General features: G+C 60.7%; 25 protein-coding genes and 1 pseudogene. 17 read left to right on the top strand and 9 right to left on the bottom strand.

Annotated features, from left to right (window positions below; translation table 11 throughout):
- Positions 1-98: 98 nt before the first annotated feature.
- From CPter91_RS23195 to gpmA, 3 genes are all read right to left on the bottom strand, one after another.
- The gene (locus CPter91_RS23195) at positions 99-1634 is read right to left on the bottom strand and encodes a S41 family peptidase (protein WP_061944802.1); all 1536 of its coding nucleotides are present in this window, start codon (positions 1632-1634) and stop codon (positions 99-101) included.
- A 3-nt stretch (positions 1635-1637) separates the two neighbouring features.
- On the bottom strand, positions 1638-3089 hold the full coding sequence (locus tag CPter91_RS23190; protein ID WP_061944799.1) for a murein hydrolase activator EnvC family protein: 1452 nt from the start codon (positions 3087-3089) through the stop codon (positions 1638-1640).
- A gap of 74 nt (positions 3090-3163) precedes the next feature.
- Positions 3164-3910, bottom strand: a complete 747-nt coding sequence (gene gpmA, locus CPter91_RS23185; RefSeq protein ID WP_061944796.1) for a 2,3-diphosphoglycerate-dependent phosphoglycerate mutase — start codon at positions 3908-3910, stop codon at positions 3164-3166.
- Positions 3911-4161: 251 nt separating this feature from the next.
- Here gpmA and CPter91_RS23180 point away from each other — a divergent pair, with 251 nt between their 5' ends.
- From CPter91_RS23180 to CPter91_RS23100, 17 genes and pseudogenes are all read left to right on the top strand, one after another.
- Positions 4162-4563 carry a rhodanese-like domain-containing protein gene (locus tag CPter91_RS23180; protein WP_061944793.1) on the top strand — a complete coding sequence of 134 codons (402 nt, stop codon included), beginning with the start codon at positions 4162-4164 and terminating at the stop codon, positions 4561-4563.
- Between the two features lie 47 nt (positions 4564-4610).
- Complete coding sequence (grxC, locus tag CPter91_RS23175; RefSeq protein ID WP_061944790.1) at positions 4611-4874, top strand: glutaredoxin 3; 264 nt, start codon at positions 4611-4613, stop codon at positions 4872-4874.
- Positions 4875-4992: 118 nt separating this feature from the next.
- Entirely contained in the window at positions 4993-5496 is a 504-nt protein-coding gene (gene secB, locus CPter91_RS23170; protein ID WP_061944787.1) for a protein-export chaperone SecB, read from the top strand.
- Positions 5497-5641: 145 nt separating this feature from the next.
- Complete coding sequence (locus tag CPter91_RS23165) at positions 5642-6100, top strand: SH3 domain-containing protein (RefSeq protein WP_061944784.1); 459 nt, start codon at positions 5642-5644, stop codon at positions 6098-6100.
- A 63-nt stretch (positions 6101-6163) separates the two neighbouring features.
- Positions 6164-7167 (top strand): annotated as a pseudogene (locus CPter91_RS23160) (NAD(P)H-dependent glycerol-3-phosphate dehydrogenase).
- Positions 7168-7424: 257 nt separating this feature from the next.
- Positions 7425-7841: a type II secretion system major pseudopilin GspG gene (gspG, locus tag CPter91_RS23155; protein WP_197481614.1), complete on the top strand. Its 417-nt coding sequence runs from the start codon at positions 7425-7427 to the stop codon at positions 7839-7841.
- Positions 7842-7852: 11 nt separating this feature from the next.
- Positions 7853-8341 (top strand): type II secretion system minor pseudopilin GspH, encoded by a 489-nt coding sequence (gspH, locus tag CPter91_RS23150; RefSeq protein ID WP_205631632.1) that lies wholly within the window; start codon positions 7853-7855, stop codon positions 8339-8341.
- A gap of 15 nt (positions 8342-8356) precedes the next feature.
- The gene (gene gspI, locus CPter91_RS23145) at positions 8357-8734 is read left to right on the top strand and encodes a type II secretion system minor pseudopilin GspI (protein WP_099047320.1); all 378 of its coding nucleotides are present in this window, start codon (positions 8357-8359) and stop codon (positions 8732-8734) included.
- Positions 8724-9377, top strand: a complete 654-nt coding sequence (locus CPter91_RS23140) for a PulJ/GspJ family protein (protein ID WP_061944775.1) — start codon at positions 8724-8726, stop codon at positions 9375-9377. The genes gspI and CPter91_RS23140 overlap by 11 nt, the downstream gene beginning before the upstream one ends.
- Complete coding sequence (gene gspK / locus CPter91_RS23135; RefSeq protein WP_061944772.1) at positions 9374-10372, top strand: type II secretion system minor pseudopilin GspK; 999 nt, start codon at positions 9374-9376, stop codon at positions 10370-10372. The genes CPter91_RS23140 and gspK overlap by 4 nt, the downstream gene beginning before the upstream one ends.
- 14 nt (positions 10373-10386) lie before the next feature.
- Complete coding sequence (gene gspL / locus CPter91_RS23130; protein WP_236905892.1) at positions 10387-11673, top strand: type II secretion system protein GspL; 1287 nt, start codon at positions 10387-10389, stop codon at positions 11671-11673.
- The gene (gspM, locus tag CPter91_RS23125; protein WP_061944766.1) at positions 11670-12212 is read left to right on the top strand and encodes a type II secretion system protein GspM; all 543 of its coding nucleotides are present in this window, start codon (positions 11670-11672) and stop codon (positions 12210-12212) included. The genes gspL and gspM overlap by 4 nt, the downstream gene beginning before the upstream one ends.
- A 51-nt stretch (positions 12213-12263) precedes the next feature.
- Positions 12264-13061, top strand: coding sequence for a type II secretion system protein N (locus CPter91_RS23120; protein WP_061944763.1), 798 nt, complete (start codon positions 12264-12266; stop codon positions 13059-13061).
- Positions 13062-13069: 8 nt separating this feature from the next.
- Positions 13070-15442 (top strand): type II secretion system secretin GspD, encoded by a 2373-nt coding sequence (gene gspD / locus CPter91_RS23115; RefSeq protein WP_236905891.1) that lies wholly within the window; start codon positions 13070-13072, stop codon positions 15440-15442.
- Positions 15439-16890, top strand: a complete 1452-nt coding sequence (gspE, locus tag CPter91_RS23110; RefSeq protein ID WP_197481612.1) for a type II secretion system ATPase GspE — start codon at positions 15439-15441, stop codon at positions 16888-16890. Before gspD ends, gspE begins: the two co-directional genes overlap by 4 nt.
- 36 nt (positions 16891-16926) lie before the next feature.
- Complete coding sequence (gene gspF / locus CPter91_RS23105) at positions 16927-18147, top strand: type II secretion system inner membrane protein GspF (protein WP_061944755.1); 1221 nt, start codon at positions 16927-16929, stop codon at positions 18145-18147.
- A gap of 17 nt (positions 18148-18164) precedes the next feature.
- Positions 18165-18737 (top strand): type II secretion system protein N, encoded by a 573-nt coding sequence (locus tag CPter91_RS23100; protein WP_150119795.1) that lies wholly within the window; start codon positions 18165-18167, stop codon positions 18735-18737.
- A 64-nt stretch (positions 18738-18801) separates the two neighbouring features.
- On the opposite strand, the gene hslU is transcribed toward CPter91_RS23100, so the two are convergent.
- The 6 genes from hslU to dksA all read right to left on the bottom strand — a co-directional run bounded on the left by hslU (position 18802) and on the right by dksA (position 25901).
- Entirely contained in the window at positions 18802-20160 is a 1359-nt protein-coding gene (hslU, locus tag CPter91_RS23095) for an ATP-dependent protease ATPase subunit HslU (protein ID WP_061944752.1), read from the bottom strand.
- A 91-nt stretch (positions 20161-20251) separates the two neighbouring features.
- Entirely contained in the window at positions 20252-20788 is a 537-nt protein-coding gene (gene hslV / locus CPter91_RS23090) for an ATP-dependent protease subunit HslV (RefSeq protein ID WP_038493529.1), read from the bottom strand.
- 210 nt (positions 20789-20998) lie between these two features.
- The gene (locus tag CPter91_RS23085; protein ID WP_061944749.1) at positions 20999-22375 is read right to left on the bottom strand and encodes an STAS domain-containing protein; all 1377 of its coding nucleotides are present in this window, start codon (positions 22373-22375) and stop codon (positions 20999-21001) included.
- 443 nt (positions 22376-22818) lie between these two features.
- On the bottom strand, positions 22819-24867 hold the full coding sequence (locus tag CPter91_RS23080; RefSeq protein WP_061944745.1) for a TonB-dependent receptor: 2049 nt from the start codon (positions 24865-24867) through the stop codon (positions 22819-22821).
- A gap of 148 nt (positions 24868-25015) precedes the next feature.
- On the bottom strand, positions 25016-25327 hold the full coding sequence (locus tag CPter91_RS23075) for a hypothetical protein (protein WP_061944743.1): 312 nt from the start codon (positions 25325-25327) through the stop codon (positions 25016-25018).
- 169 nt (positions 25328-25496) lie between these two features.
- Positions 25497-25901: an RNA polymerase-binding protein DksA gene (gene dksA / locus CPter91_RS27640; RefSeq protein WP_061946557.1), complete on the bottom strand. Its 405-nt coding sequence runs from the start codon at positions 25899-25901 to the stop codon at positions 25497-25499.
- Positions 25902-25962: the final 61 nt, after the last annotated feature.

The raw sequence follows: 25962 nt of genomic DNA, 5'->3' as shown, positions 1-25962 counted from the left end.
GGCGGGTTTTTCTGCCCACGCGGTGCCTAAACTTTGCGGGCGGGTTTGAGGTCACGCGTGGGCACGGGTGCCCACCCTACGTGTAGCCCGAAAAACGATTATTTTTTATCGCTCTTCTTGTCGCCAGCCTTGTCGTCGCTCGGCTCATCCTTGTGGATGATGGCGCCGGCGGCCGGGTCAAGCTTGTCATCTTTCACTGGCTTGTCGTCCTTGTCGTTTTCCGAACGCACTTCCGGCTTGACCTTGGATACCTGTACCGGCAAGCCCTTCAGCTGATTGAGCGCCTGCGCCAGCTGGAAGTCATCCTTGCTGCCGTATTCCAAGGGCTTGCGCTTTTTCTCGGCAGCGGCAATCCGTTGCGCTTCTTCCAGCTCGTCCACTTTCGGCGCCTTGACTTCAGGCCCCTTGTCGGTATCGTTGCTCAGATGCTTGGTGAGATCGGCTTCGCGCAAGCGCAAGCCATTCAAGCCGTCGCCGTCGGCATATTCATCCACCATGACGTCCGGCACGATGCCCTTGGCCTGGATTGAACGGCCGTTAGGCGTGTAGTAACGCGCGGTGGTCAGCTTGACTGCGGTGTTGCGGTCCGGCGGCAGGGCGATCACCGATTGCACGGAACCCTTGCCGAAGGTCTGCGTGCCCATGATGGTGGCGCGCTTGTAGTCTTGCAGGGCGCCGGCGACGATTTCCGAAGCCGAGGCGGAACCGGTATTCACCAGCACTACCATCGGCACCTTTTTCAAGGCTTCAGGCAGGCGCGCCAGCGGGTCGTTGCCCGGGTTGGCATAGTATTCGCGCTTGGCGTAGAAAGAGGCCTTGGAGCTTGGCAGCTGGCCGTTGGTGGTCACCACCACCGAATCCTTGGGCAGGAAAGCGGCGGAGACGCCGATCGCGCCCGGCAAGACGCCGCCCGGATCGTTGCGCAGGTCCAGCACCAAGCCCTTCAGGTTCGGTTCCTGGGCATAGATGGCGGCAATCTTCTTGGCCATGTCGTCCACCGTCGGTTCCTGGAATTGGGTGATGCGCAGCCAGGCATAGCCCGGCTCCACCACTTTGGACTTGACGCTCTGGACGCGGATTTCCTGGCGCGTGATGCTGATGATCAGCGGCTTGTCTTCGTCCTTGCGCGAAATGGTCAGCACGATCTTGGTGTTCGGCTCGCCGCGCATGCGCTTGACGGCTTGCTCCAGGGTCATGCCCTTGACCGGGGCACCGTCAAGACGGGTGATCAGGTCGCCCGCCTTGATGCCGGCGCGGTAGGCCGGCGAATCTTCGATCGGCGAGACCACCTTGATGTAGCCGTCTTCCATGCCGACTTCGATGCCGAGGCCGACGAATTTTCCTTGCGTGCTCTCGCGCAGCTCTTTGTAGGCTTTTTTGTCCAGATAGGCCGAGTGCGGGTCGAGCGAGGCGACCATGCCGGAAATGGCTTCGGTCAGCAGCTTCTTGTCGTCCGCCGGTTCCACATAGTCGGACTTGATCAGTCCGAACACATCGGCCAGCTGCCGCAATTCTTCCAGCGGCAATGGCGCAGCAGCACTCTTTTGCGCAATGGCGTCAAACTGGATAGAGGCGCCGATACCTGCAATGACGCCTAAACTGATTAGACCGATATTTTTAAGCTTACTGCCCATGTTTCACCTAGTAGTTACCCACCCGAGTGGGTCAAACGCACGGCCTTGATGCCGAATTTCGAAGTATAAACCCGATTGTTCATTGCCGCCGCTGTTGCCGGCATTGGCAATCACGTCGCCGGCTTTGACTGCATCGCCGGGGCGCTTCAATAATGCCTGATTATTACCGTAAATAGTCATGTACTGGTTGCCGTGGTCGACAATGATCAGGTTGCCGAAGCCGCGCAGCCAGTCGGCGAACACCACGCGGCCGGAGGCAACCGCCTTGACTTCGGCGCCTTCCGGGGTACGGATGAACAGCCCTTTCCAGCTTGGGCCGTCGCCGCGCTTGCTGCCGAAGCGCGCCATGACGTCGCCCCGCACCGGCAGCCGCAACTGGCCGCGCAGGGATTCGAATGGCTTGCCATAGGAAACATCCTTGACTTCGGGTTCCGGCGTCAGCTCGTTGCGCGCGACCGGCGCCACTGGCGCCGGGGTTGGCGCCGGCGGCGTGACGGCCACGGCGGGCGGCTGATCGTCGTCGATGGCGTCCGGATTGACCGGCTTGGGCTTGTTGTCCGTGGCAGGCGGCTTTCTGGCTTGGGCGGCGCGTTGCTGCTCGGCCAGACGCTCGCGCGCTGCTTGGGCTTGCGCCAGAGCCTCGGCTTTGGCTTTCGCCTGGGCCAGCTGTTGCTGGCGCTGTTTCTCGCGGGCGGCGGCTTCCGCCTGTTTCTGCGCCTCGATCAGTTGCGCCAGCTTGTCCACCAGGCCGGACAGGCGTTGGTCGTCGCGCTGGATATTGCCGGCTTCCTTGCGCTGGCTGTTGAGTTTGCTGGACAGCTGGGTCAGCAGCGTCGCGCGCTTGGCTTTTTCCTGCTCAAGCAGTTTTTTCTGGTCGCGCTGTTCCTGGGCGATTTCATCCAGGTCGTCCTTGGCGTTCTGGGCTTCGGTCTGGTTGGCTTCCACCGCGGCGAGGTTGGCGCGCAGCGATTCCAGCAGCTTGGCTTGCGCTTGCGAGACGTAGCCCATGTACTGCAGGTCGCGATTGATACGGTTCGGATTGTCGCCCGACAGCAGCAGCTTGATGCGGTCCTCGTTGCCGGCGACGTATTGCTGGCGCAGCAGATTGGCCAGCTGGGTTTGCTGCTTGGCCACGGTCTTGCTGAGATCGTCGTGCTGCTTGGCCAGCTTGGCTACTTTGGCCTCGGTCTGCTGCTGTTCGGCGCTGAGGTCGCGCAGGGAGCGGGTGGCCTTGGAAACCGCTTCTTCCGAGTCGGCCAGGGCGTCGCTGGCATCGTCCTTCGCGGTTTCGGTCTGGCTGATGTCGCGCTTGAGGCTGTCCAGCTTTTGCCGCAAGTCGGCGCGCTGCGCTTCCGCCACCTGTTTTTGCTTGCTGCGTTCAGTGATCTTGGCGGGAGCCGCGTCAGCGGCCAAAGGCAGGGCTGTCGCCAGCGTTACCGCCAGCAGCAGCGCCAAAGGCCATGCCAGAAGCCTGGCATGGCTGGTTTTGCGCTTGCGGAAGGGTGTCAGGAAACGGCCCGGCGAGATATTTATTTCGCTTTCCCCTGGCTGGCGACAGCGTTCATCGCCGCTGCGATCGCCGCCTGGTCGCCCAGGTAGTAGCTCTTGATCGGTTTCAGGTCCGCGTCCAGCTCATACACCAGCGGCTGGCCGTTAGGAATGTTGAGGCCGACGATATCTTCATCGCTGATGCCGTCCAGCATCTTGATCAGGGCGCGCAGGCTGTTGCCATGGGCGGAAATGATGATGCGCTTGCCGCTGCGGATGGATGGCGCGATTTCGTCGTTCCAGAACGGCAATACCCGCGCCACGGTGTCTTTCAGGCATTCGGTCAGCGGGATTTCCTCGCGTTTCAGGCCGGCGTAGCGTGGATCGGCGTAGGAAGTGCGCGGATCGTTCGGCTCCAGCGGCATCGGTGGGGTGTCATAGCTGCGGCGCCACACCATGACTTGTTCGTCGCCGTACTTGGCGGCGGTTTCGGCCTTGTTCAAGCCTTGCAGGGCGCCGTAGTGACGCTCGTTCAGGCGCCAGTGATGCTTGACCGGCAGCCACATCAGATCCATCTCGTCGAGCGTGCCCCACAGGGTGCGGATCGCGCGTTTCAACACCGAGGTATAAGCCAGGTCGAAGGTAAGGCCCGCTTGCAGCAGCAACTGGCCAGCTTGCCTGGCTTCCGCTACGCCCTTTTCGGTGAGGTCGACGTCAACCCAGCCGGTGAAGCGGTTCGCCAGGTTCCAGGTGGATTCGCCGTGACGCATCAATACGATTTTATACATAGTTAATTGCGGGACAGAGTTTAAGAGCCACCGCAGCGTGGCGAATTACTCTGTCCTCAACTGATCAGATAAAGGGTTAAATTACAAAGAAAACATGAGGTAAAAGCTGCGAAATTGCGAAACCCCATACTTGTTGGTCGTGATACAAGAGCAACAACGCAGCCAACTTTTGCACAGGACCTGATACGAATTGAATGGCGCTACAGCTTCTATTTTATAATGGCGGGATTAACTAATACCATTGGATACCCGTGAAATTCTTGATTGATAACATTTTTCTGATTGCAGTAGCAATATTATCGGGTGGTGCATTGTTGCTGCCTTTGTTGCAAAAGCGCGGTAACCGGGTCTCGACCTTGCAGGCGACCCAGCTGATTAACCAAGGCAAGACATTGGTGCTGGACGTACGCGACAGCGAGGCTTTTGCTGCTGCCCACCTGATCGACGCCAAGAACATCCCCTTGAAAGACTTGCCGCAACGGATTGCCGAACTGGACAAGTTTAAAGCAAAGAACGTATTGGTGGTGTGTCAGACCGGCAGCCAGGCCACCAAGGCGGTAGCGCAATTGAGCCAGGCCGGCTTTGCCCAGGCCTATAACCTGGAAGGCGGCATCGCCGCCTGGCAGACCCAGGGCCTGCCTACCGTCAAATAAGCACTGCCCGCCTGAATGGCGGCGGAGCCGAACAAGGAACAGTAATCATGACCGCCCATGTTGTAATGTATAGCACCGCAGTATGCCCATACTGCATCCGCGCCGAGCAGCTGCTGAAGGCAAAAGGCGTGGAGAATATCGAAAAAATCCGGATCGACCTCGATCCGTCGCAGCGCGCGACCATGATGGAAAAGACTGGTCGCCGCACTGTGCCGCAAATTTATATCGGTGAAACCCATGTTGGCGGCTTTGACGACTTGCATGCGCTCGATCGCGATGGCAAGCTGGAGCCCCTGCTGAAAAGTGCCTGATATGCGCCTGATTTTCGGCAATTTCTCCTGCGAATCAGGTATTGTTGCGAACTGCATTGAAAACCGGCCAGTTGCAGATATTGCCATCTGGCTAATTTAAATTAACTGAAAGAGTGTCATGGCTGAAGAGAACCAACAAGTTGAGCAACCGGTGTTCCAGATTCAACGCGTCTACCTGAAAGATCTGTCGCTTGAACAACCGAATTCGCCGGCCATTTTCCTCGAGCAAGAGGCGCCGCAGATCGAAGTCGCCGTGGATGTCGGCGCCGAAGCGCTGGCTGAAGGCATTTTCGAGTCGACCGTGACGGTTACCGTCACCGCCAAGGTGAAAGACAAGGTCGCGTTCCTGGTCGAAGGCAAGCAAGCCGGCATTTTCGAACTGCGCAACATCCCGACTGAACAACTGGATCCGCTGCTCGGCATCGGTTGCCCGAATATCGTCTACCCGTACCTGCGCGCCAACCTGGCTGACGCCATCACGCGTGCCGGTTTCCCGCCTATCCACCTGGCTGAAATCAATTTCGAAGTGTTCTACCAGCAGCGTCTGCAAGCGCTGGCCGAACAAGCCCAAAAAGGCAGCGGCGACAGCATCGCGGTTGACGGCTCGACAGCCATCAACTAATTCCGCAAGGCGCGGGACCGGCGCTGTGCCGGTCGCTAGCGCCTGCGTTGAGGATCGCCGCAGGTAGAACGACAGGGAGAACGGCAGCTGTCCCCAGACGGCGCCGCTTCTTCCTGCAAATCCTGCCGCAATTGGAGATCTATAAATGAATTTTGCACGCAAAGCCGCTGCCGCCACGTTGTTGCTGGGAAGCTTGCTCGGCGTTGCCGGTTCTGCCCACGCGCTCGATTTCAAGGCGGTTGGCGCAGCACCTGTGGTTTTATACGATGCACCTTCGGAAAAGGGCAGGCGCGTAGCGGTTGCACCGCGCGGCATGCCGGTCGAAGTCGTGCTGACTTATGGCGAATGGACTAAAGTGCGCGACGCCAGCGGCGACTTGTCGTGGCTGCAGTCCAAGGGGCTGGTCGGCAAGCGCAACCTGCAGGTCACGGTAGCCAACGCCAAGATCCGTGCCAATCCGGACGACGCTGCGGCGGTGGTGTTTAGCGCCGACAAGGGTGTGCTGCTAGAGCTGGTCGATCCGGTTGCTTCCGGTTGGGCCAAGGTACGTCATCGCGATGGCCAGACTGGCTACGTCAAGGCGTCCGAGGTCTGGGGCGATTGATTTCTCCCCATATTGTTGTCATTTCGAGGCTAGCCCGTGCCCTCTGAACCCACCATCCCATCCATGAATATAACTGTACTCGGCGCCGGCGCCTGGGGCACGGCGCTGGCGATTGCGCTGGCGCAGCGCCATAGCGTGACGCTGTGGGGCGGAATCCCGGCACCATGGCGGCGGCTGCCGCCCAGCACGAAAATACTGCTTACCTGCCTGGTTTCCCCTTGCCGGACAATCTGCTCCTTTCAGCCGATTTTTCACAGGCGGTCGCGCATGTCGCCGGCGGCGAGGCCGAGGGCTTGCTGATCGTGGCTTCCTCGGTAGCCGGCTTGCGTGAACTGGCGCAGCAACTGAAGCCCTATCCGATCCCGAATATCGTCTGGCTGTGCAAAGGCTTTGAAGAAAGCACCAGCCTGCTGCCGCACCAGATCGTGCGCGAGGTGCTGGGCGATGCGATCCCAGCAGCGGCGCTGTCAGGACCATCGTTTGCCCAAGAAGTCGCGCGCGGCCTGCCCTGCGCCCTGTCGGTTGCCAGTGTCCATCCGGGCCTGTGCGAACAGGTCGTGGCGGCGGTGCACGGCGATAACATCCGGGTGTATTCGACCGACGACCTGGTCGGCGTTGAAGTCGGCGGCGCGGTCAAGAACATCCTGGCGATCGCCACCGGTGTGGCCGATGGCCTGGGACTGGGCTTGAATGCGCGGGCGGCCCTGATCACCCGCGGCCTGGCGGAAATCACCCGGCTCGGGATCGCGCTTGGCGGCCGCAGCGAAACCTTCATGGGCTTGTCCGGCGTCGGCGACCTGATCCTGACTTGCACCGGCGACCTCTCGCGCAATCGCAAGGTCGGGCTGGGACTGGCGCAGGGCAAGCCGCTGACGTCCATCGTCACCGAGCTCGGCCATGTGGCCGAGGGTGTGCGTTGCGCCGCCGCGGTACGCGCCCTGGCGCAGCAGCGCGGCGTCGACATGCCGATCACCAATGCGGTCGCCGGCGTGCTGTTCGACGGCGCTTCCCTGCGATCGGTGATGGAACTCCTGCTGTCGCGCAATCCGCGCGAAGAAGCTGCATAGGCGGTTTTCGCCGATTTTACATAGTGATGCAATGTCGTTATGCCGCTTTGCCGCTGCATCAAGTAATATCATTTCTTTGTGTCAATTCAATGACAAAACCCGGATAAATACACGCAAGATAATTAAGTGTATTTCTCCTGCTTGTTGGCAAGGATTGCGGCATATAATCGCCCTTTCCAAACATGGTCGTGGTTTTTTTGATAAGGAAAGAAATGCATAGCACAATGCTCCCGGCTGTTCGACGTCGCTCTGCCCTTATGCAACGCGGATTCACGCTGATTGAAATCATGGTGGTGGTGGTGATCATGGGGATCCTGGCGGCCTTGGTCGTGCCTAAACTGATGGGCCGCACCGATGATGCGCGGATCCAGGCTGCGCGCCAGGACATCGGCACCCTGATGCAGGCGCTCAAGCTGTACAAGCTGGATAATCAGCGTTATCCGACCACCGATCAAGGCCTGCAGTCACTGGTTGTCAAGCCGACCAGCGGTCCTGCCGCCAATGGCTGGAAGAGCGGCGGCTACATCGACAAGCTGCCCAAAGACCCGTGGGGTAATCCCTACCAGTTCCTGTCGCCCGGCATTCACGGCGAAGTGGATATATTTTCCTATGGCGCCGATGGCCAGCCAGGTGGTGAAGGCAACGACGCCGATATCGGCTCCTGGGACTTGTAATAATGTCTTTCATGGCGCATCGCAATCTGCGCCAAGGTGCATCGCGCGGCTTCACCTTGCTGGAATTACTGGTGGTGGTGGTGATCGCGGGCATCACGCTGGGCGTGGTGTCGCTTAACGCTTTCCGCAGCGATCAGCAGGTCGTGCAGGACGATGCCAAGCGGATTGCCTTGCTGCTGCAGCTGACGCGAGAGGAAGCCATCCTGCGCGGTCGCCCCACTGCTTTCGAAGCCGACGCCAACAGCTACCGTTTCATGGTGCGTGAAGAGACCGGCTGGCAGCCGCTGGCCCAGGATGACATGCTGCGCCAGCGCGATTTCAAGCGCAGCCCGATGTCGCTGAGCATGGAGCCGCCGCCGACTGAGGCGGCGCCGCCCAACACGATGCGCATCACCTTCGGCCGCGAACCGGTCGACAAGCCTTTTACCTTGACCATGAGCAGCGGCGACAGCACAGTCCTGATCCGTGCTGATGGCATCGGTCATTTCGCGGTCGAATAAATGCCTAACTTGCGCATGCCTCTCCGCCCTCATGAAGCAGGTTTCACCTTGCTGGAAGTGCTGGTGGCATTGGTCATCGTCGGCACCGCGCTGGGCGCCAGCCTGCGCGCCGTCGGCAGCCTGACGCAGAACAGCAGCGGCTTGCGGGCCGCCATGATGGCTTCCTGGTCGGCTGAAAATCGCTTGACCCAAATCCGCCTCGGCCATGAATGGCCGGCCATCGGCAACCGTTCTTTCGATTGCCCGCAGGGCGACCTGCCGCTGTATTGCCAGGAACATGTGCTGGGCACGCCCAATCCCTATTTCCGGCGGGTGGAAGTGTCGGTATTCGCCGACGCCAGCTCCGAGCGGCGCATCCTCAATCTGTCGCAGGTGGTGCCGAATGCGCGTTAGCAGAAAGCTGAACAACGGCAGCCGCGGTTTTACGCTGGTGGAACTGATCATCGCCGTCACCATCCTGGCGATGGTGGCGGTACTGGGCTGGCGCGGCCTGGATGGCATCGTGCGCTCGCGGATTTCGCTGACGGCGGAGATGGAACAGACGCGCGGCATGCAGTTAACCTTTGCCCAGCTGCAAAGCGACTGTGCGCAAATCGCGCCCAAGATGGTGATGACCACGCGTCCCTATTTGTCGGCGGAGCCGGGACGGCTGCTGATGGTGCGGCTGGTGTTCGCCGACCAGCAGCCGACCCGCTTGCAAGTAGTGGACTACCGCCTGCGCGACGGCCACCTGACGCGTCAGGAGTCGGCGCCGACGCGTGATCCGAACGTCATCGACACCTTGTGGCAGAACGCGCTCAGCGATGCCGGCGACGGCGCCAACAGCCAGGCGGTGTTGCTGCAATCCGATGTCGCCAGCATGCAGATGCAGGTGTGGGGCAGCGACCAGCAGGGCTGGCGGCCCTCGTCGGCCATCAGTGCCGGCAGCCAGGACAGCAATGCCAGCGCCAACAAATGGACCGGCTTGCAGGTCTCGTTGCAACTGCGCGGACATAACGGTTCCATGGCCAAGACTTTCCTGCTGGGGGCCTCATGAAGCGGCCGTTGCGCAGCCTCCGCGCCCAGCGCGGCGTGGCGGTAGTGACCGCCTTGCTGCTGACCACGCTGGCGGTCACCATTGTCGCCAGCCTGTTCTGGCAGCAGCAGGTGCAAGTGCGTTCCATTGAAAACCAGCGTCTGCAGCTGCAGAAGAACTGGATCATGCGCGGCGCGCTGGACTGGGCCAGCATGATCCTGCGCGCCAGCAGCAAGCAATTCCAGTACGACTATCTGGGTCAGCCGTGGGCGGCGCCCCTGGCTGACACCCGCCTCGACCAGTATGTGGAAGACGGCCAGGCAGTCGGCGATGCCGGCGATGCCATCCTGTCCGGCAATATCGTCGATGCACAGTCGCGCTATAACCTGAATAACCTGAGCGTGAACGGTAGCCCATCCGCTGATGAGGTGCTCGCTTTCAAGCGCCTGCTGAGTTCGCTGCGTTTGCCGGCCACGCTGGCCACGGCGGCTGCCCAGGCCATCGCGCAAGGATTGCCGGCCGCCCCGTCGGCGCCGCCGCCCGTGCCCGGACAGCAGACTACGGCTACCGCCACGGCAAGCGCGACCTTGCCGATGCTGCAAGTCGACGATCTGCTGTCGGTACCGGGATTCACCCCGGATATCGTGCGCCAATTGAAAGATTATGTCGTCGTGCTGCCGTGGACCGGCGGCCCTACGCCAATCAACGCGAATACGGCGTCGGCGGAGGTGCTGGCATCCCGTTTTCCCAACTTGTCGCTGGCGCAAGCCACGACGCTGGTGGCCATGCGGCGCACGGCGCCATTTACGGATGTCCCCAATTTCACTGCGCAGATGTTAAATCTGTTCCAGATATCCGTACCGGACACCGCGAAAATTGCGGTTTCCAGTAACTTTTTTTTGGTCTACGGCAAGATTCGCATGGGTCGTGCCGCCTTGAATACCGTATCCTTGCTGAACCGTATTACGAGTGGCCCCAGTTCCAGCACCAATATCGTGTGGATTAGAGAACAATAAATGGAAGATGCGTTTTGAGTACCTTACTTCTCCGCCTGCCCGCCAGGGCGACTGTAGACAGCGCAGCGGCGGTGGCCATGCCCGATTGCCGCTATGCGCTGGTGTCGGATGCCGGGCGCATCGAGCGCCAAGGCGCCGAGCAGCTGGCCGGCCTGGCCGAGCAGATTGCAGCGGCGAGCCGGGTAGTGCTGATATTGGCCGCGGCCGATGTCAATCTGCTGCAGCTGCAGGTGCCGCCCATGTCGGACGCCAAGCTGAAGACGGCGCTGCCGAACCTGGTGGAAGAACAATTGCTGGTCGATCCCTTCGACTGCGTGATCGTCGCCGGCCGCAAGCGCGCCGGCACCGCGGGCCGTGCCGGCGACAACAACCAGCGTCTGATCGCCGTGGTGCAAAGGGACTGGCTGGAGTTGCTGGTCAAGACTTTACTGGCGCTGGGCGCGCATAATCTGCAAGCCTGGCCGGCCCAGCTTTGCCTGCCCCTGCGCGAGCCGGATATGGCGGTCGCCGCCATCACCGATCACGGCGGCGACATCGATGTCGCCCTGCGCTTGTCCGCCGAACAGGGCATGGGCTGGTCGTTGTCGCCGGTATCGGGACAGTCGGTGGCGCAGGAAGTGCTGGAAGGGCTGATCTCAATCCTGCCGCAGCAGCAGATCACTTTATATGTGCCGCAGACTGTGCTGGCGGCCTACCAGGAACTGGAGCCGGCGCAGGTGACCGTGCTCGCCGACGACTGGTCGCACTGGCTGGCCGGCACTCAGGAACTGGCGCGCAGCGGCGTCGACCTGATGAGCGGGCTGACCGCCAGCGCGGCCGGCACCGAATTCAGTTGGCGCCGCTGGCGCTGGCCGTTGGGCCTGGCGGCGGCGCTGCTGCTGGTGAACATCGTCAGCCTGAACTACGACTGGCTGCGCATGCGGCGCGAAGCGACTGCCCTGCGCAGCGGCATGATGCAAAGCTACCGCGCGGCATTCCCGAAAGAAACCGTGATCGTCGATCCGATCGCCCAGGCCAAGCAGAAAGTCGCCGCTGCCCAGCGCGACGGCGGCCAGCTGGCGGCGGACGATTTCATTACCTTGGCTGCGGCTTTCGGCTCAGCCTGGGCCGGCTTGCCGCAAAGCTCCGACAACGGCGCCATCGCCAGCCTGGAATATCGTGACCACCATTTGCTGGTGCGCCTGAAAAATCTCGGCGACGCGGATGGCGCCGAAGCGCAACTCAAGAGTGCATTGACCAGCATGAAATTAACGCTCAGCAAACCGGCTACCGGCGTCTGGCAGATCGGGAGCGGCAAGTGACGTCTACACGCAACCCCTTGCAGCAAGCCTGGGACCGGATTGCAACACCGGCCGGCGCCTACTGGGCGCAAAGAAACCAGCGCGAACGCCGCCTGCTCGGTGCAGCGGCGGCAGTGATCCTGCTGGCCATCGTTTATCTGCTGCTGCTCGATCCGGCCCTGAGCGGCCGCACCCGCCTGCAGAAGGACTTGCCGGCGTTGCGCCAGCAAGCCGCCGAATTACAGGCTTTGACGGCCAAGGCGGCCTCCCTGTCTGGCCAGATGGCGGAGCGTCCGGCTGCGCCTCTGAGCAAAGAGGCGGTTGAAACAGCGCTGAAGGGCAAGGGCCTGAGCGCGCAAAGCGTGACGCTGAACGGCGACATGGCCAAGGTGCAGCTGGCGGCGGTGGCGTTTGCCGGCTTGCTCGACTGGCTGGACGACGTCCAGAAGAGTTCGCAATGGCAGGTAGTGGATGCCAGCGTTACGGCATTGGGTGGCGCCACTCCGCAGCCGGGGATCGTCAACGCCACGGTGACTTTATTGCAGCAAAAGCATGAATAATGGATTGCGCGGGATGCCGCCGGCGCCGCAGTTCCGGATTGCAGGACGGCGATGCGCAGACTAGGCAGAGTATTGATATGGCTGGTGGCGGCGGGGTTAAGTGCAGTGATCACGGTACTGGCTTTCTTGCCGGCGGCGTGGCTGGCGCCGTTGCTGGAAAGCCGTACCGGCGGCCGTCTGACGCTGGGCGATGCGCAGGGATCGTTGTGGCAGGGTTCGGCTTTCATCGGCGCCGCGCCTAGCGGCAAGGATGCAGTGGCAGCGCTGCTGCCGGGCCGTTTTTCCTGGCATTTGTCGCCGCTGGTGTTGCTGGGACGGCTTGATGCAAAGCTGGAGAATGCGCAAGTGCTGTCGAACACAGTGAGTATCAGCGGCAGCTGGAGCGAATGGACGGTCAGTCCGTCCAGCATGCTGTTGCCGGCGGAGCGTTTGTCGGCATTGGGTGCGCCGTTGAATACCTTGCAGCCGTCGGGCAAGATGCAGCTGGGCTGGCAGCAGCTGACACTGGCGCGGACCAAGGTGGGCAATGCCGACGGGGTTGCGCTGCATGGCGTGATGACGCTGGATCTGCTGGCGATGGCGTCGCGGCTGTCGCCGGTCAAGCCGCTGGGCAGCTATCGCATGCGGCTCGACTGGCAGGGGACGCAGGCGGCGATGACGCTGACCACATTGGGCGGCGCGATGTTGTTGAATGGCAGCGGCAAACTGCAAAACGGTCATTTTCAGTTTTCGGGGACCGCGGAAGCAGCGGTGGGACAAGAGGAAAAGTTGGCTACTTTACTGAGCCTGCTCGGCCAACGGCGCCAGATGAATGGCAGAAATGTTATCGGACTAGAGTTTAAATCATGAAAGATAAAATGTATCTCGCACTAATCAACGCAACTGCGAACACAACTGCGAACACCACTGCGTCGACATGCGAAACCCCTCATTTGCATTTGGCGGCGCGCAGTTCCTGGCGCTACGCCGCCGCCATCGCCTTGCTGACCTGCGCCGCCGGCATCCCGCTAGCTGCCAATGCGCAGCCGGTGCTGGGCACTGCCCCCTTGGGTGCCAGCACCGAAGGAACGAACGGCCAGGCGGTGATGAATTTTGTCGGCGCCGACATCGAATCAGTGATCAAGGCGGTTGGCCAATATACCAACACGACTTTCATTGTCGATCCGCGCGTCAAGGGCACCATCAACCTGGTTTCTGAAAAGCCGGTGAGCAAGACCCAGGCCTTTGACCTGCTGGCCTCCACTTTACGTCTGCAAGGCTATGCTGTGGTGCGCGGCGATGGTTTCGTCAAGGTCGTGCCGGAAGCCGACGCCAAGCTGCAGGTGGCGCCAACCCGTCCTGCCAGTGTCCGTGGCGACCAGATCGCAACACAGATTTTTTCCCTGAACTATGAGTCGGCCACCAATATCCTGCCGGTGCTGCGGCCATTGATTTCGCCGAACAACACGATCAACGCCAACCCGGGCAACAACACCCTGGTGGTGACCGACTACGCGGAAAACCTGCAGCGCCTGGGCAAAATGATTGCCGCGCTGGATGTGCCGGCAGTCAATGACCTGGATGTAATACCGGTCCGCTACGCGGTGGCCAGCGATATCGCCGTGATGGCGAGCAAGCTGCTGGACGCCGGTTCGGCGGCGCCGGGCGCCAGCGACAGCGCGCGCACCATCATCATGGCGGATTCCCGCACCAATTCGGTGGTGATACGGGCGCCGTCCGCCGGCCGCGCCAACCTGGCCAAATCGCTGATTGCCAAGCTGGATCAGCCGACCACCAACGCCGGCAATGTCCACGTGGTGTATCTGAAGAATGCCGATGCGGTGAAACTGGCCAAGACCTTGCGCGCGATTGTTTCGAATGACACCTCGCTGCCGACTTCCAGCTCGTCCAGCAAGAGTTCCAGCGGCGGTTCGGGCGGCATGCTGCAAGGCGCCAGCGGCGGCGGCGCGCTGGGTTCCGGCAATTCGACCACGCCGCAGTCGCAGACGCCGCAGGACAATTCCTCGCAATCGTCCGGAGGCGGTGGCGGCAGCGGTAGCGGCGCCGCCGGCTTTATCCAGGCCGACGATAGCACCAATACCTTGATCATCACCGCCAGTGAGCCGGTCTACCGTAATATCCGCGGCGTCATCGACCAGCTCGATACCCGCCGCGCGCAAGTCTATGTGGAAGCCCTGATCGTCGAAGTCAACGACAGTGCGGCAAGCGAGATCGGGGTGCAGTGGCTGGCCTTGAGCGGCGACAAGAACAGTGCTTACCGGGTCGGCGGCGGCACTGGCTTCACCGGCACCAACACCGGTCTCGTCGGTAGCAACCTGTTCAACACGGCGCTTGGCCAAGCTATCAATACTGGCACTACCACCTCCGTACCGAGTGTCGGCAGCGGTTTGCAGCTTGGCATATTCCGCCAGATCGCCGGAAAAATCGGCCTCGGCGCTTTGGCCAGCGCGTTGAACGCTACCACCGGCAGCAATGTGCTGTCGATGCCGAATCTGCTGACGCTGGACAACGAAGAAGCGAAAATCATCGTTGGCCAGAACGTGCCTTTCGTCACAGGCTCATACGCCACCACGGGGGGCAATACGACCACCAATCCGTTTACCACGGTTGATCGCAAGGACGTCGGCACCGCCTTGAAGATCAAGCCGCATATCTCGGAAGGCGGCACGGTGCGGCTGGAGATATCGCAAGAAGTTTCTGCGGTTGTCGCCGGCACCGCTAACAATTCCAACGGACCTACCACCACCAAGCGCTCGCTGGATACCAATGTCGTGATTGACGATGGCCAGATCATTGCACTTGGAGGCTTGATCGGCGATGACAATGCGAACAGCATACAAAAAGTCCCGTTGCTGGGCGACTTGCCGTTTATCGGCAATCTGTTCAAATACCAGTCCGGCTCGCGCAATAAAACCAATCTGATGATCTTCCTGCGCCCGACGATTGTGCGCGACAAACAGACTGGCACTAACCTGAGTGTGGATCGCTATGATTACATGCGCGACCAGCAAATCCGCGTGCAGCCGGGCAAGTCGGTGTTGACCGATTTCGGTCCATCTGTATCGTCCAAGCTGGAAGACGGCGGCCCGTTCATCGATCTGCGCAAGAGCAAGAACGTGCCGGATGCGCCCGAGCAGCCGACGCCAGACCAGCAGCAGATGCCGATGCTGCTGCCAGCCAAGCCGCAGGTTTCGCCAGCCCCGGGTTTCCTGAACGACAGAACGCCATGAGCGATCAGAGAATGACCGATACGCGCCTGCTTCCCTACGCCTTCGCCCGCAATTTTTCGTTGCTGGCGCAGCGTACCGAAGATGCCAACGGCGCCGACAATCCTGTGGAGCTGTGGATCTCCGACGCCACCCAGCCGAGCGCGATCGCTGAAGTCAGCCGCCGTTTCGGCCGCATCAAGTTCCGCAAGTTTTCGCGCGATGAACTGGAGGCGGCGATCGCCGCCGCCTATGCCGGTTCCGGCGGCGACGCAGCGCAGGTGGTGGACGAGTTCGAATCTGATCTCGACCTTGCCAAGCTGATGCAAGACATGCCGGCCATCGAAGATCTGCTGGAGTCGTCCGACGATGCGCCGGTGATCCGCATGATCAACGTGTTACTGACGCAGGCCCTGCGCGAAGGCGCTTCAGATATCCATATCGAACCGTTCGAGCAGATCTCGGTGGTGCGCTTCCGTATCGACGGCAGCTTGCGCGACGTGGTGCGGCCAAAGAAAGCCGTGCACGCTTCGCTGATTTCGCGCATCAAGATCATGGCGCAACTCGACATCGCCGAAAAGCGCTTGCCGCAGGATGGTCGCATCACCTTGCGGGTCGGCGGCAAACCGGTCGACGTGCGCGTTTCCACGCTGCCGACCGGCCACGGTGAACGCGCCGTGCTGCGTTTGCTGGACAAGGAGGCCGGGCGCCTGGATTTGCAGCATCTGGGCATGAGCCCGGACGTGCTGCCGCAGTTCGACCGCCTGATCGCACAGCCGCACGGCATCGTGCTGGTCACCGGGCCGACCGGCTCCGGCAAGACCACCACGCTGTACGCCGCGCTGTCGCGCCTGAATACCAGCAGCACCAACATCCTGACGGTGGAAGATCCGATCGAGTATGAACTGGCCGGGGTCGGCCAGACACAGGTCAATGCGCGCATCGAGATGACGTTTGCCAAGGCATTGCGAGCAATTTTGCGCCAGGACCCGGACGTCATCATGATCGGTGAAATCCGCGATCTGGAAACCGCGCAGATTGCAGTGCAGGCGTCGCTGACCGGCCACTTGGTGCTGGCGACCCTGCATACCAACGATTCGGCCGCTGCCGTGACGCGCTTGCTGGACATGGGAATCGAACCCTTCCTGCTGTCGTCTTCCCTGCTGGGCGTGGTGGCGCAGCGGCTGGTGCGCAAGCTGTGCGTCCATTGCCGCCGCCACGATGGCCAGATGTGGCATGCGGTCGGCTGCGAGCAATGCGGCCACACCGGTTACCACGGCCGGGTCGGCGTCTATGAGTTGCTGCTGACTACCGACGAGATCACCGCGCAGATTCATAACCGGGCTTCCGAAGCCGAAATCCAGCAAGTGGCGCAGCGTAATGGCATGCGTACCATGCGCCAGGACGGTGAGCGCTGGCTGACCGAAGGCGTGACCACGCAAGCCGAGTTGCTGCGCGTGACTAAAGAGTAAGCCAAAGAGTAAGCCAACATATAAGCGAGGAGCAGAGTGCCAGCATTTCGTTACGAAGCGGTAGATACCAGCGGCAGCACCACCAAGGGCGTGGTGAATGCGGATAGCGCCAAGGCGGCGCGGGCCGATCTGCGCGCCCAGGGTTTGCTGCCGATTACGGTCGACATCATCGCGCAGCAGGTGGACGCCGCCGGCAATACCCAGCGGCGCGGCTTTGGCGAACACTTGTCGACGGTGGAGATCGCCTTGTTTACGCGCCAGCTGGCCAGCCTGCTGGAGGCCAGCCTGCCGCTGGAGCAGGCCCTGACGGCCTTGCTAGAACAGTCCGAGCGCAATTACCAGCGCGACCTGATCGCCTCGATCCGCTCCGAAGTGATGGGCGGCGCCTCCCTGTCCAGCGCGCTGGCTGGCCATCCGCGCGATTTCGCCGAGATCTACCGGGCATTGGTGGCGTCAGGCGAACAGATCGGCCAGCTGTCGCGGGTGCTGTCGCGCCTGGCCGACTACATCGAACGGCGTAATTCGCTGGTGCAAAAGGTCAAGCTGGCTTTCACCTATCCGGCCATCGTGACCGTGGTGGCGTTCGTCATCGTGATCTTCCTGCTGACCTATGTGGTGCCGCAGATCGTCTCGGTGTTTGCCAACACCAAGCAGAAATTGCCGATGCTGACAGTCGTCATGCTCGCGACTTCGGATTTTGTCCGCAACTATGGCTGGATCGTCCTCATCGTGGTGATCGCGCTGTTCTACGCCTGGCGCACCGCGCTCAAGAATCCCGCTACCAAGATGCGCTGGCATACCTGGCTGCTGGTTGCACCCTTGTACGGCAAGTTCGAGCGCAGCCTGAATACCGCCCGTTTCGCCAGCACCCTGGCGATTACCACCGGCTCCGGTGTGCCGATCCTGAAAGCGCTGCAGACCAGCCGCGACACCTTGTCGAATGTCGCCATGCGACAGCAGGTCGATACTGCCGCCACCAGCGTGCGCGAAGGCGTTGGCCTGGCGCGCGCACTGGCCGCGCACAAGCATTTTCCGCCGATGCTGATCCACATGATACGCGCCGGCGAAGTCACCGGCGAACTGCCGGCCATGCTGGAACGCGCCGCCAGCGCCCAGGAACAGGATCTGGAGCGGCGCGCCATGACCATCGCCGGTCTGCTGGAGCCGGCCCTGATCCTGGCGATGGGGGTGGTGGTGTTGCTGATTGTGCTGGCTGTGCTGATGCCGATTATTGAAATCAACCAGTTAGTCCATTAGGGATATTAGGAATCAATGTGAAGCTACCGATAACAAAAAAACTGGGACGGCACACCAAGCGCTTGCCTGAAGTCGTCAGTCTGCTGCTGTTCATGCTGCTGTGCGCCTGCACCGCCTATTGGGTCATGCAGCTGATCAAGCCGCCGCTGCGGCCTGTGACCGCGCCGCCGCAGGCCGAGGATACCCAGGTGGATGTGACGCTGGCGGCCGGCCTGTTCGGTGGCCGCGGCACGGTGACGGTGGCCAGCAATTATCAATTGTTGGGCGTGGTCGCCGCCAAGCGCGACGGCGAAAGCGTCGCCATCATCAGCGCCGACGGCAAACCGCCGCAAGCGGTGCGCCAGGGCAAAGAGCTGCTGCCGGGTACCAGCATAAAAGAAGTCCATTCCACGTATGTGCTGCTGTCGGAAGGCGGCGTGCTGAAGCGGGTGATGCTGCCGGAAGATGTACGCGCGAAAGGCGGGATGGGGACAGCTTCGCCTATCCTGGCGCCAGTCCAGCCCATGCAACAACAGATGCAGCAGCCACCGCCTGCGCCTAACCAGGATCTGCCGCCGGAACAGCCGGCGGTGCCGGTGCAGGATAAATAAAGCAAACGGCCCATGCTTCAGAGAGCATGGGCCGTTCGGGTAAAGCGACGCCGCCTAGCCAGGCTTACAGCACGTAGCGCGACAAATCCTCATTCACCACCAGGGCGCCCAAGCGCTCATCGACATAAGCTGCATCGATCACCATGGTTTTCTCGCTAGCGTTGGTAGCGGAAAACGAGATTTCCTCCAGCAGTTTTTCCATCACCGTGTACAAGCGGCGGGCACCGATGTTTTCGGTCTTTTCATTGACTGAAAAAGCGATTTCCGCCAGACGCTGCACGCCTTCCTTGGCAAATTCCAGGGTGACTCCTTCGGTCGCCAGCAGCGCTTCGTATTGCTTGGTCAGGCAGGCGTCGGTGCCGGTCATGATTCTTTCGAAATCGCTGATCGAGAGCGAATCGAGCTCGACTCGGATCGGGAAGCGTCCTTGCAGTTCCGGGATCAGGTCGGACGGCTTGGCCAGATGGAAAGCGCCGGAGGCAATGAACAGGATGTGATCGGTCTTGATCATGCCGTACTTGGTGTTGACGGTGGTGCCTTCCACCAGCGGCAGCAGGTCGCGCTGCACGCCGGCGCGCGAGACATCGGCGCCGCCGTTTTGCGAGCGGGTGGCGATCTTGTCTATCTCATCCAGGAACACGATGCCGTTCTGCTCGACATTGCTGATGGCTTTCTGTTTCAGCTCATCTTCATTGAGCAGCTTGCCGGCTTCTTCTTCGATCAGGACTTTCATCGCATCCTTGATCTTGATCTTGCGGTTTTTCTTGCGGTTGCTGCCCATCCCGGAAAACATGGACTTGATCTGCTCGGTCATTTCTTCCATGCCCGGCGGCGCCATGATTTCCATTTGCGAGGCGGCCTCCGACAGTTCGATCTCTATTTCCTTGTCGTCGAGCGCGCCTTCGCGCAGCCGCTTGCGGAAGGTCTGGCGGGTATTGCTGCCATTGCTGCCCTTGTCCGCGTTGTCGCCGTCGCCGGAACTTTGCTCAGGATGGAAGCCGAAATCGCGTGCCGGCGGCACCAGGATATCGATGATGCGGTCTTCCGCAGCGTCTTCCGCGCGGGTTCGGACCTTGCGCATCTCGCTTTCGCGGGTTTGCTTGATGCCGATATCGATCAGGTCGCGGATGATGGTGTCGACATCGCGTCCGACATAGCCGACTTCAGTGAATTTGGTAGCTTCGATCTTGATGAACGGCGCATCGGCCAGCTTGGCCAGGCGGCGCGCGATTTCAGTCTTGCCGACGCCGGTAGGGCCGATCATCAGGATGTTTTTTGGCGTGATTTCGTGGCGCAGCGGCTCGGCGATCTGCTGCCGGCGCCAGCGGTTGCGCAAGGCGATCGCCACCGCGCGCTTGGCGCGATCCTGGCCGACCACGTGTTTGTCCAGTTCCGAAACAATTTCTTGGGGCGTCATGTTCATGTTTTTTCCGTGTTGGGTAGCTGGGTGCGCAAGTTCGCCACTCTCTGGCATTCATCCGGGCGGCGGCCCTTGCGCATCACAGAAGGAAGTCTTAGTCGAGGGTTTCGATGATGTGCGACTGGTTGGTATAGATGCAGAGCTCGCCGGCGATCACCAGCGATTTCTTGACGATCTCGGCCGGCGTCAATTCGGTATTTTCCTGCAGCGCCTTGGCAGCCGATTGGGCGAAGGTGCCGCCGGAGCCGATCGCGCCGATGCCGTCGGTCGGCTCCAGCACGTCGCCGTTACCGGTGATGACCAGCGTGGTTTCGCGGTCGGCAGTCAGCAGCATGGCTTCCAGCCGGCGCAGCATGCGGTCGGTGCGCCATTCCTTGGCGAGGTCGACCGAGGCGCGCATCAGGTTGCCCTGGTGCTTTTCCAGTTTTGATTCGAAAAGGTCGAGCAGCGTGAATGCATCGGCGGTGCCGCCGGCGAAGCCGACCAGCACTTTGCCCTGATACAGCTTGCGTACTTTGCGGGCAGTGCCTTTCATTACGACATTGCCGAGCGTTACTTGACCGTCTCCGCCCAGGGCGACGCTGTTGCCGCGCCGTACTGACAGGATGGTGGTGCCATGAAATTGTTCCATTTTGCGAGCCTCAGAAAATGCGGACGGTACCGCTCATGCAGGGCGCAGGATGCTGCGGCCTTGCTGCATGTGATTCAATATCAAGCGATAAGTTGACACTGTTCCGAAAAAATGGGGACGGCTGGCGTGATTACAAGCGCTGAATTGCGCTGCTCTGAGGCGAATTTCTGTTGGTTTTTTGTTACTGTAGAGTTCTGTGTTGTTGAAAACTCAATTTTTACGCGACACTACCCGGACGATTTCCTGTATGCCTATCACTTTGAACAAGGCGGTCACCAGATGATTGACGCTGTGGAACTCGATGGCATTGCCGTTGCTGGCAAGCTGGGCCAGCCCGTTCAACAGCTCTCCGGCGGCGCTGAAGTCCACCCTGACCAGGCGCGAGCAATCCATGATTGCGGGGCTGTGGCTGTTGGCGTGGGTCTGGATCTTGGTCAGCAGCTCTTCGGTGCGGCCCTCGATCAGGATCGGCATGAGCAGGCTGTTGGCGCTGGCCGGATTGACGGCAGGCGCTTCTTCCGCGGCGGTAATGATCTTGGAATGCGGTGCGACAAACGGTGGCGGCGATACTTCGAAGGTGATCGAATAATCGATGCTGGCGTCTTCGTAGGCTTGCTCCTGGTTGAGCAGATGCAGGATTTCCAGCAACAGCAGCCATGGCGCGGCGGTTTCGTCGCGGCGGCCGACCAGCAGGATTTCGCGGATCTTGTCGGCCAGTTCATCGGCGCCGACCAGGACCAGATCGAGCCCGGATTTTTGCAGTTTTTTCAACATGCGCAGTAGCAGGCCGCAGCCGATCGGATCGACCGAGCTGACGCGGGTGAATTCCAGCCGCACTGCCGGGTGGGTGACGCTCAGTTTCTGGGCGCGCTCAAGCTGCTTGCCGATGTTGGCGTCGAGCTTGCCGGAAAATGCCACGGCGGGTGTGGTGCCGGTCTTTTCCTGGTTTTTCGCCTGCGGATCGAGGGTCATGATATCGATCCAGGTCGGCGGCGAGGTTTCAAACTTGTTGGCGAAATCGACCGAGAGGTTGTCAAACTCCTGTTGCTTGCCGGTGATCTGGTACAAATCCAGCAGCATCCACCAGACAATGTGGGTGGAAGAGCCGAGTTTGTCTTCGCTGATCGCACTCAGCAGCAAGGCTTCGGCGATGTCGTTCTGATCGCTGGCGAACAGTACTGCCGCTTCTTCAATTACTTCCGGGGTATCGGACACCGATACCTCGATGCTGCCGCTCCTGGACTGATCGTCCAGGTATTCCGTGGTCCGGCTCATCACCGGCAGCGTCAGTTGAGTGGTGTTCGAGCCTAGCGTGGACGGCGGCGTCGTGGCCGAGTCCGCCAGCGCTTTCGGCGACGACGGCAGGTGTACGAATTCGGACGACATCTCCGATTCGATCGCGTCGATCTTCATGGTGGTCGTGCTGCGCACGGAACCATCGCGCAGCGTGGTCGAGTTGGCCAGCCGCTCCTGATTTTCGCCAAACAGAACCGGCGCCTGATTGTCTGCCGCGGCTGGTAACTTGTCATCCTCCGGTCGCGTACCGTTTGGACGATTATTTTTGCCGAAGAGCGAGAAAATCCCCACGTGTTAATCCTGAAAGTTAGTTGCTGTTAAAGCTGTATGAGTAGCTGTAATTTTATTGAAAACCGGGTTGTCGGATAAGGCCGCTTGTTGCCGGGCCGGGCACCGATTCCGCGAATTTCCAGATGCGCTTTTATCATTGCTTTTGACTATGCTTTTGCCATCTTCATGGCCGCATTTTTGTTTTGAGACTGCCCCTGCTTTTATCTGCTTCCGATAAAAAAAAGCACGATCAATCGATACTGCTAAAGGTAACACAAAGCCACCCAGGAAGTATGTCAGGAACCCTCTAAGTTATGACATAAATATGTTGTGATTTTTGCACGTCGCCTATGAAAAACAGCGATTCTTGCGCAGCGATCCCAGTGCAGCGGGATGGCAAGACCGCAATAGCTGACGCCTTGAGTGCGTCAGCTATTCGGTTCCCGCGATCCCGCTGCCGCAGCTTAGAATTTGCTGCGAACCCCGAGCACCAGGCTGCGGCCCGGCTGCGGGACACTATCCTTGAGGACGGATGTCGCCAGGCGGATGTCCTGGTTCAGCAGGTTTTTGGCCAAGGCAAACCAGGTCAGCTTCATGTTGGCTAATGATTGCGTGTATGAGAGGCTGGCATCGACCTTGGTGTAGGCCGGCGTGGCGCTGTGTTCGAAGGTGGCCAGCCGGTCTTGCCGCTGGGCGCGCAAGATGGTGAGGCCGCTGCGCCATGCGCCCTGTGCATAGCCGAGATCGACGCCGTAGCGGCTGGCCGGCTGCAGCGGCAGGTTGCCCATGTTGGTCAGCTTGCCGCGCAAGGTATCGGCAAAACCGCGCACCGAAAAGCCTTCGCCTCGCAGGTTATAGCTGATCTCCGCTTCGGCGCCGCGGATAGTGGCGTCCGCCTGCGACCAGAACCGCTCCGTGAATTCGCCGTGATCATGATCATGGTCTTGATCGTCCGCGGCGCCGTGGTCGTGTTCATCCACCGCGGTTTCACCCATGCGGCCATACACATAGTTGCGCACGTGGTTCTCGAACAGGTTGGCTTTCCAGCGTACCAGGCCCGCGGTCTTCTGCAAGGTGAGCTCGATGTTGCGCGAGGTTTCTTTTTTCAAGGCGGGATCGCCGATATCGAAAGTGGCGGTCGCTTCGTGCGGACCATGCGAATACAGTTCTTCCGCGCTAGGCGCGCGCTGTGCGATGGAAAGCGTCGGGCCGAAACTGTAGCCGGGAGCAAAACGCCACAGGCCGCCGATCGAGTACGAAGCCAGATTGAATTTACGCTCGGCCAGCTGCGCCGCAGCATCGGGTTGGCGCTTCACCGATTCCAGGCGCAGGCCTGCGGTAGCGAGGATCGGGCCGAAATCGCGCTCTTCGACCAGGAAGGCGGCGAATGAGGTGGATTTGGTTTGAGGAACCGTGTCGGGCATATTGCTTTCCGCCCCGAGCGAGGAGAAACGGGTGGCGTCGCTTTGCACGCCGAACGTGCCGTGCCAGCCGGCTAGCGGCTTATGGGCGAGTTCAAGCCGGGTTTCGGTCGACTGGTTGGAGAAAATCGTGTGCGCCGCGCCGTCTTCGCCTTTCTCGGTATGGCCGTAATCGGTGCGCCCCAGCTTGAAGCTGAGTTTTTCCAAGCCGCTGAATGGTTCATCGATCTGGCCGGCGATGTCGTAACGGGTCTGGTGCAGGTCGATGAAGGATTTTTCATCGGTTGGAATGCCGTAATGGTCGTCCAGGGTTGCCACCGATGCGCCGAGATGACCCCAGGACGCGATATACGAGGCGCCGACGCCGAGATTGGTCGCGTGGGTAAAGGAGGTCGGCAGCCGGCCTGAAGCGGAAGCGGGATCGTTCTGGACGGCGTGGCCGGGGATTTTGTAGTTGCCGGTATCGCGCCAGTTGCCGTCCAGATGCATGCCTATCGGCCCAGTCGACCCCTCCAGCAGTACAGAGGTGCTTTTGCCATTGTCGACGCTGCCATAGCGTGCCTCGGTTTCACCGCTGATGCCCTTTTGCAGATGGGTCGGGATGCGGTCGTTGACGACATTGACCAGGCCGCCGATGGCGCCGGAACCGTACAACAGGGCGGCGGGACCGCGCAGAATTTCGATCTGGCGGGCCAGTGCGGCTTCAGCGGCGACGGCGTGGTCGTCGGACAAGCTGGAGACGTCCGCCACCGACATGCCGTTCTGCAGGATCTTGACGCGCGGGCCTCCCATGCCGCGGATCACCGGGCGCGAAGCGCCGGCGCCGAAGCCCGATGCGGAGACGCCGAGTTCCTGCGCCAGGGTGTCGCCGAGCGAGGTGCCGGTCTTGTTGCGCAGCTCTTCTCCCGACAAGACTTTGGTCGGACTCAGGATCTGGGTATCGGGATTGGCGTTGAGCGGGCTGGCGCTGACGACGATGGGCGGCAGGGCGCTGGCCTGCTCGACGATGTCGCTTTGGGCGGAGGCAGCAGACGATAGAACGGCCAGGGCGGACAGAACCGCGCTGGATAACAGCGTACGTTGGACAAGCATGATGATTCCTAGACAGGTAACGGCCGTCGACGTCGGGATCGGTGCGTGAGCAATGCGCGAGCGCATGGCTAATCACAGGCATGATCCTGGGCGACGGCAATAAATGAAGTGGCGCTTCGCGAGGAGCGAAGCCGGGAGTGGCGTCCTGTCAGGAACCGGGTGGAGCGCGGGAGGAGAAATGGCAGGTGAACGGCGCATCCCAGGATGCGAATGCCTGCCACAGCGCCAGCAGATGCTTGCCTGGCAATGGCGGCAAGCTTGGCGGCGTCGAGTAGATGGTCGCCGCCAGGGTGGCGTCATCGAACGCTGCGCAGGAATGATGCGCCTTGCCGCCACCTTCGATGGCGCGTTCAATCACCGACGTGATGTGCGTCAGGTGGGTTTCCGCCTTATTTTCCCAGGCAGCATGGACAATGCTATGCGTCAATCCCAGCCATTGGGCGAACAGGACGGTAAACATCAGCAGCGGCGCCAGGACTGCGTGCCGGAGGTGTCTTGAGCGGGATGGCTGGGCTGGCATCGGAGGGGCTGGATAAAGCAAACGGCGGTGTATCAGGACCACGCTCCGCAGACAGGGAAACTATCCGCAAGGATTGTCCTTGCGGTGTTGTCGGGAGCGCTGGCGAGGATCAGTCGCCGTAAAGTTTTTGCTTCAGTTCGCGCCGTTGCTGCGCTTCCAGCGACAGGGTTGCGGTCGGCCGCGCCAGCAAGCGCGGGATGCCGATCGGTTCGCCAGTTTCTTCGCACCAGCCGTATTCGCCAGCGTCAATCGATGCGATCGACTGTTGCACTTTTTTCAGCAATTTGCGCTCGCGGTCACGGGTGCGCAGTTCCAGGGCATGTTCTTCTTCAATGGTGGCGCGGTCTGCAGGATCCGGCACCAGGACGGTTTCACGCAAATGTTCGGTGGTTTCCCCGGCGTTTTTGAGCAGGTCGATTTCCAGCTGCTGCAAACGCGCCTTGAAGAACGCCAGTTGTGCCTCATTCATGTAATCCTTTTCGCCCATCTTAAGGATTTGCTCTTCGGATAACAGAATGTCAGAGGTTGGTTTGGTTGTTTTAGTAGCCACTTCGCTTGCTTTCGATACGACGTTT

Source organism: Collimonas pratensis (assembly GCF_001584185.1).
In the GTDB taxonomy this organism is placed as follows: Bacteria; Pseudomonadota; Gammaproteobacteria; order Burkholderiales; family Burkholderiaceae_D; genus Collimonas; species Collimonas pratensis.
Note: the sequence above shows the minus strand (reverse complement) of the source record. Positions and strands in the feature narration are given on the sequence as shown.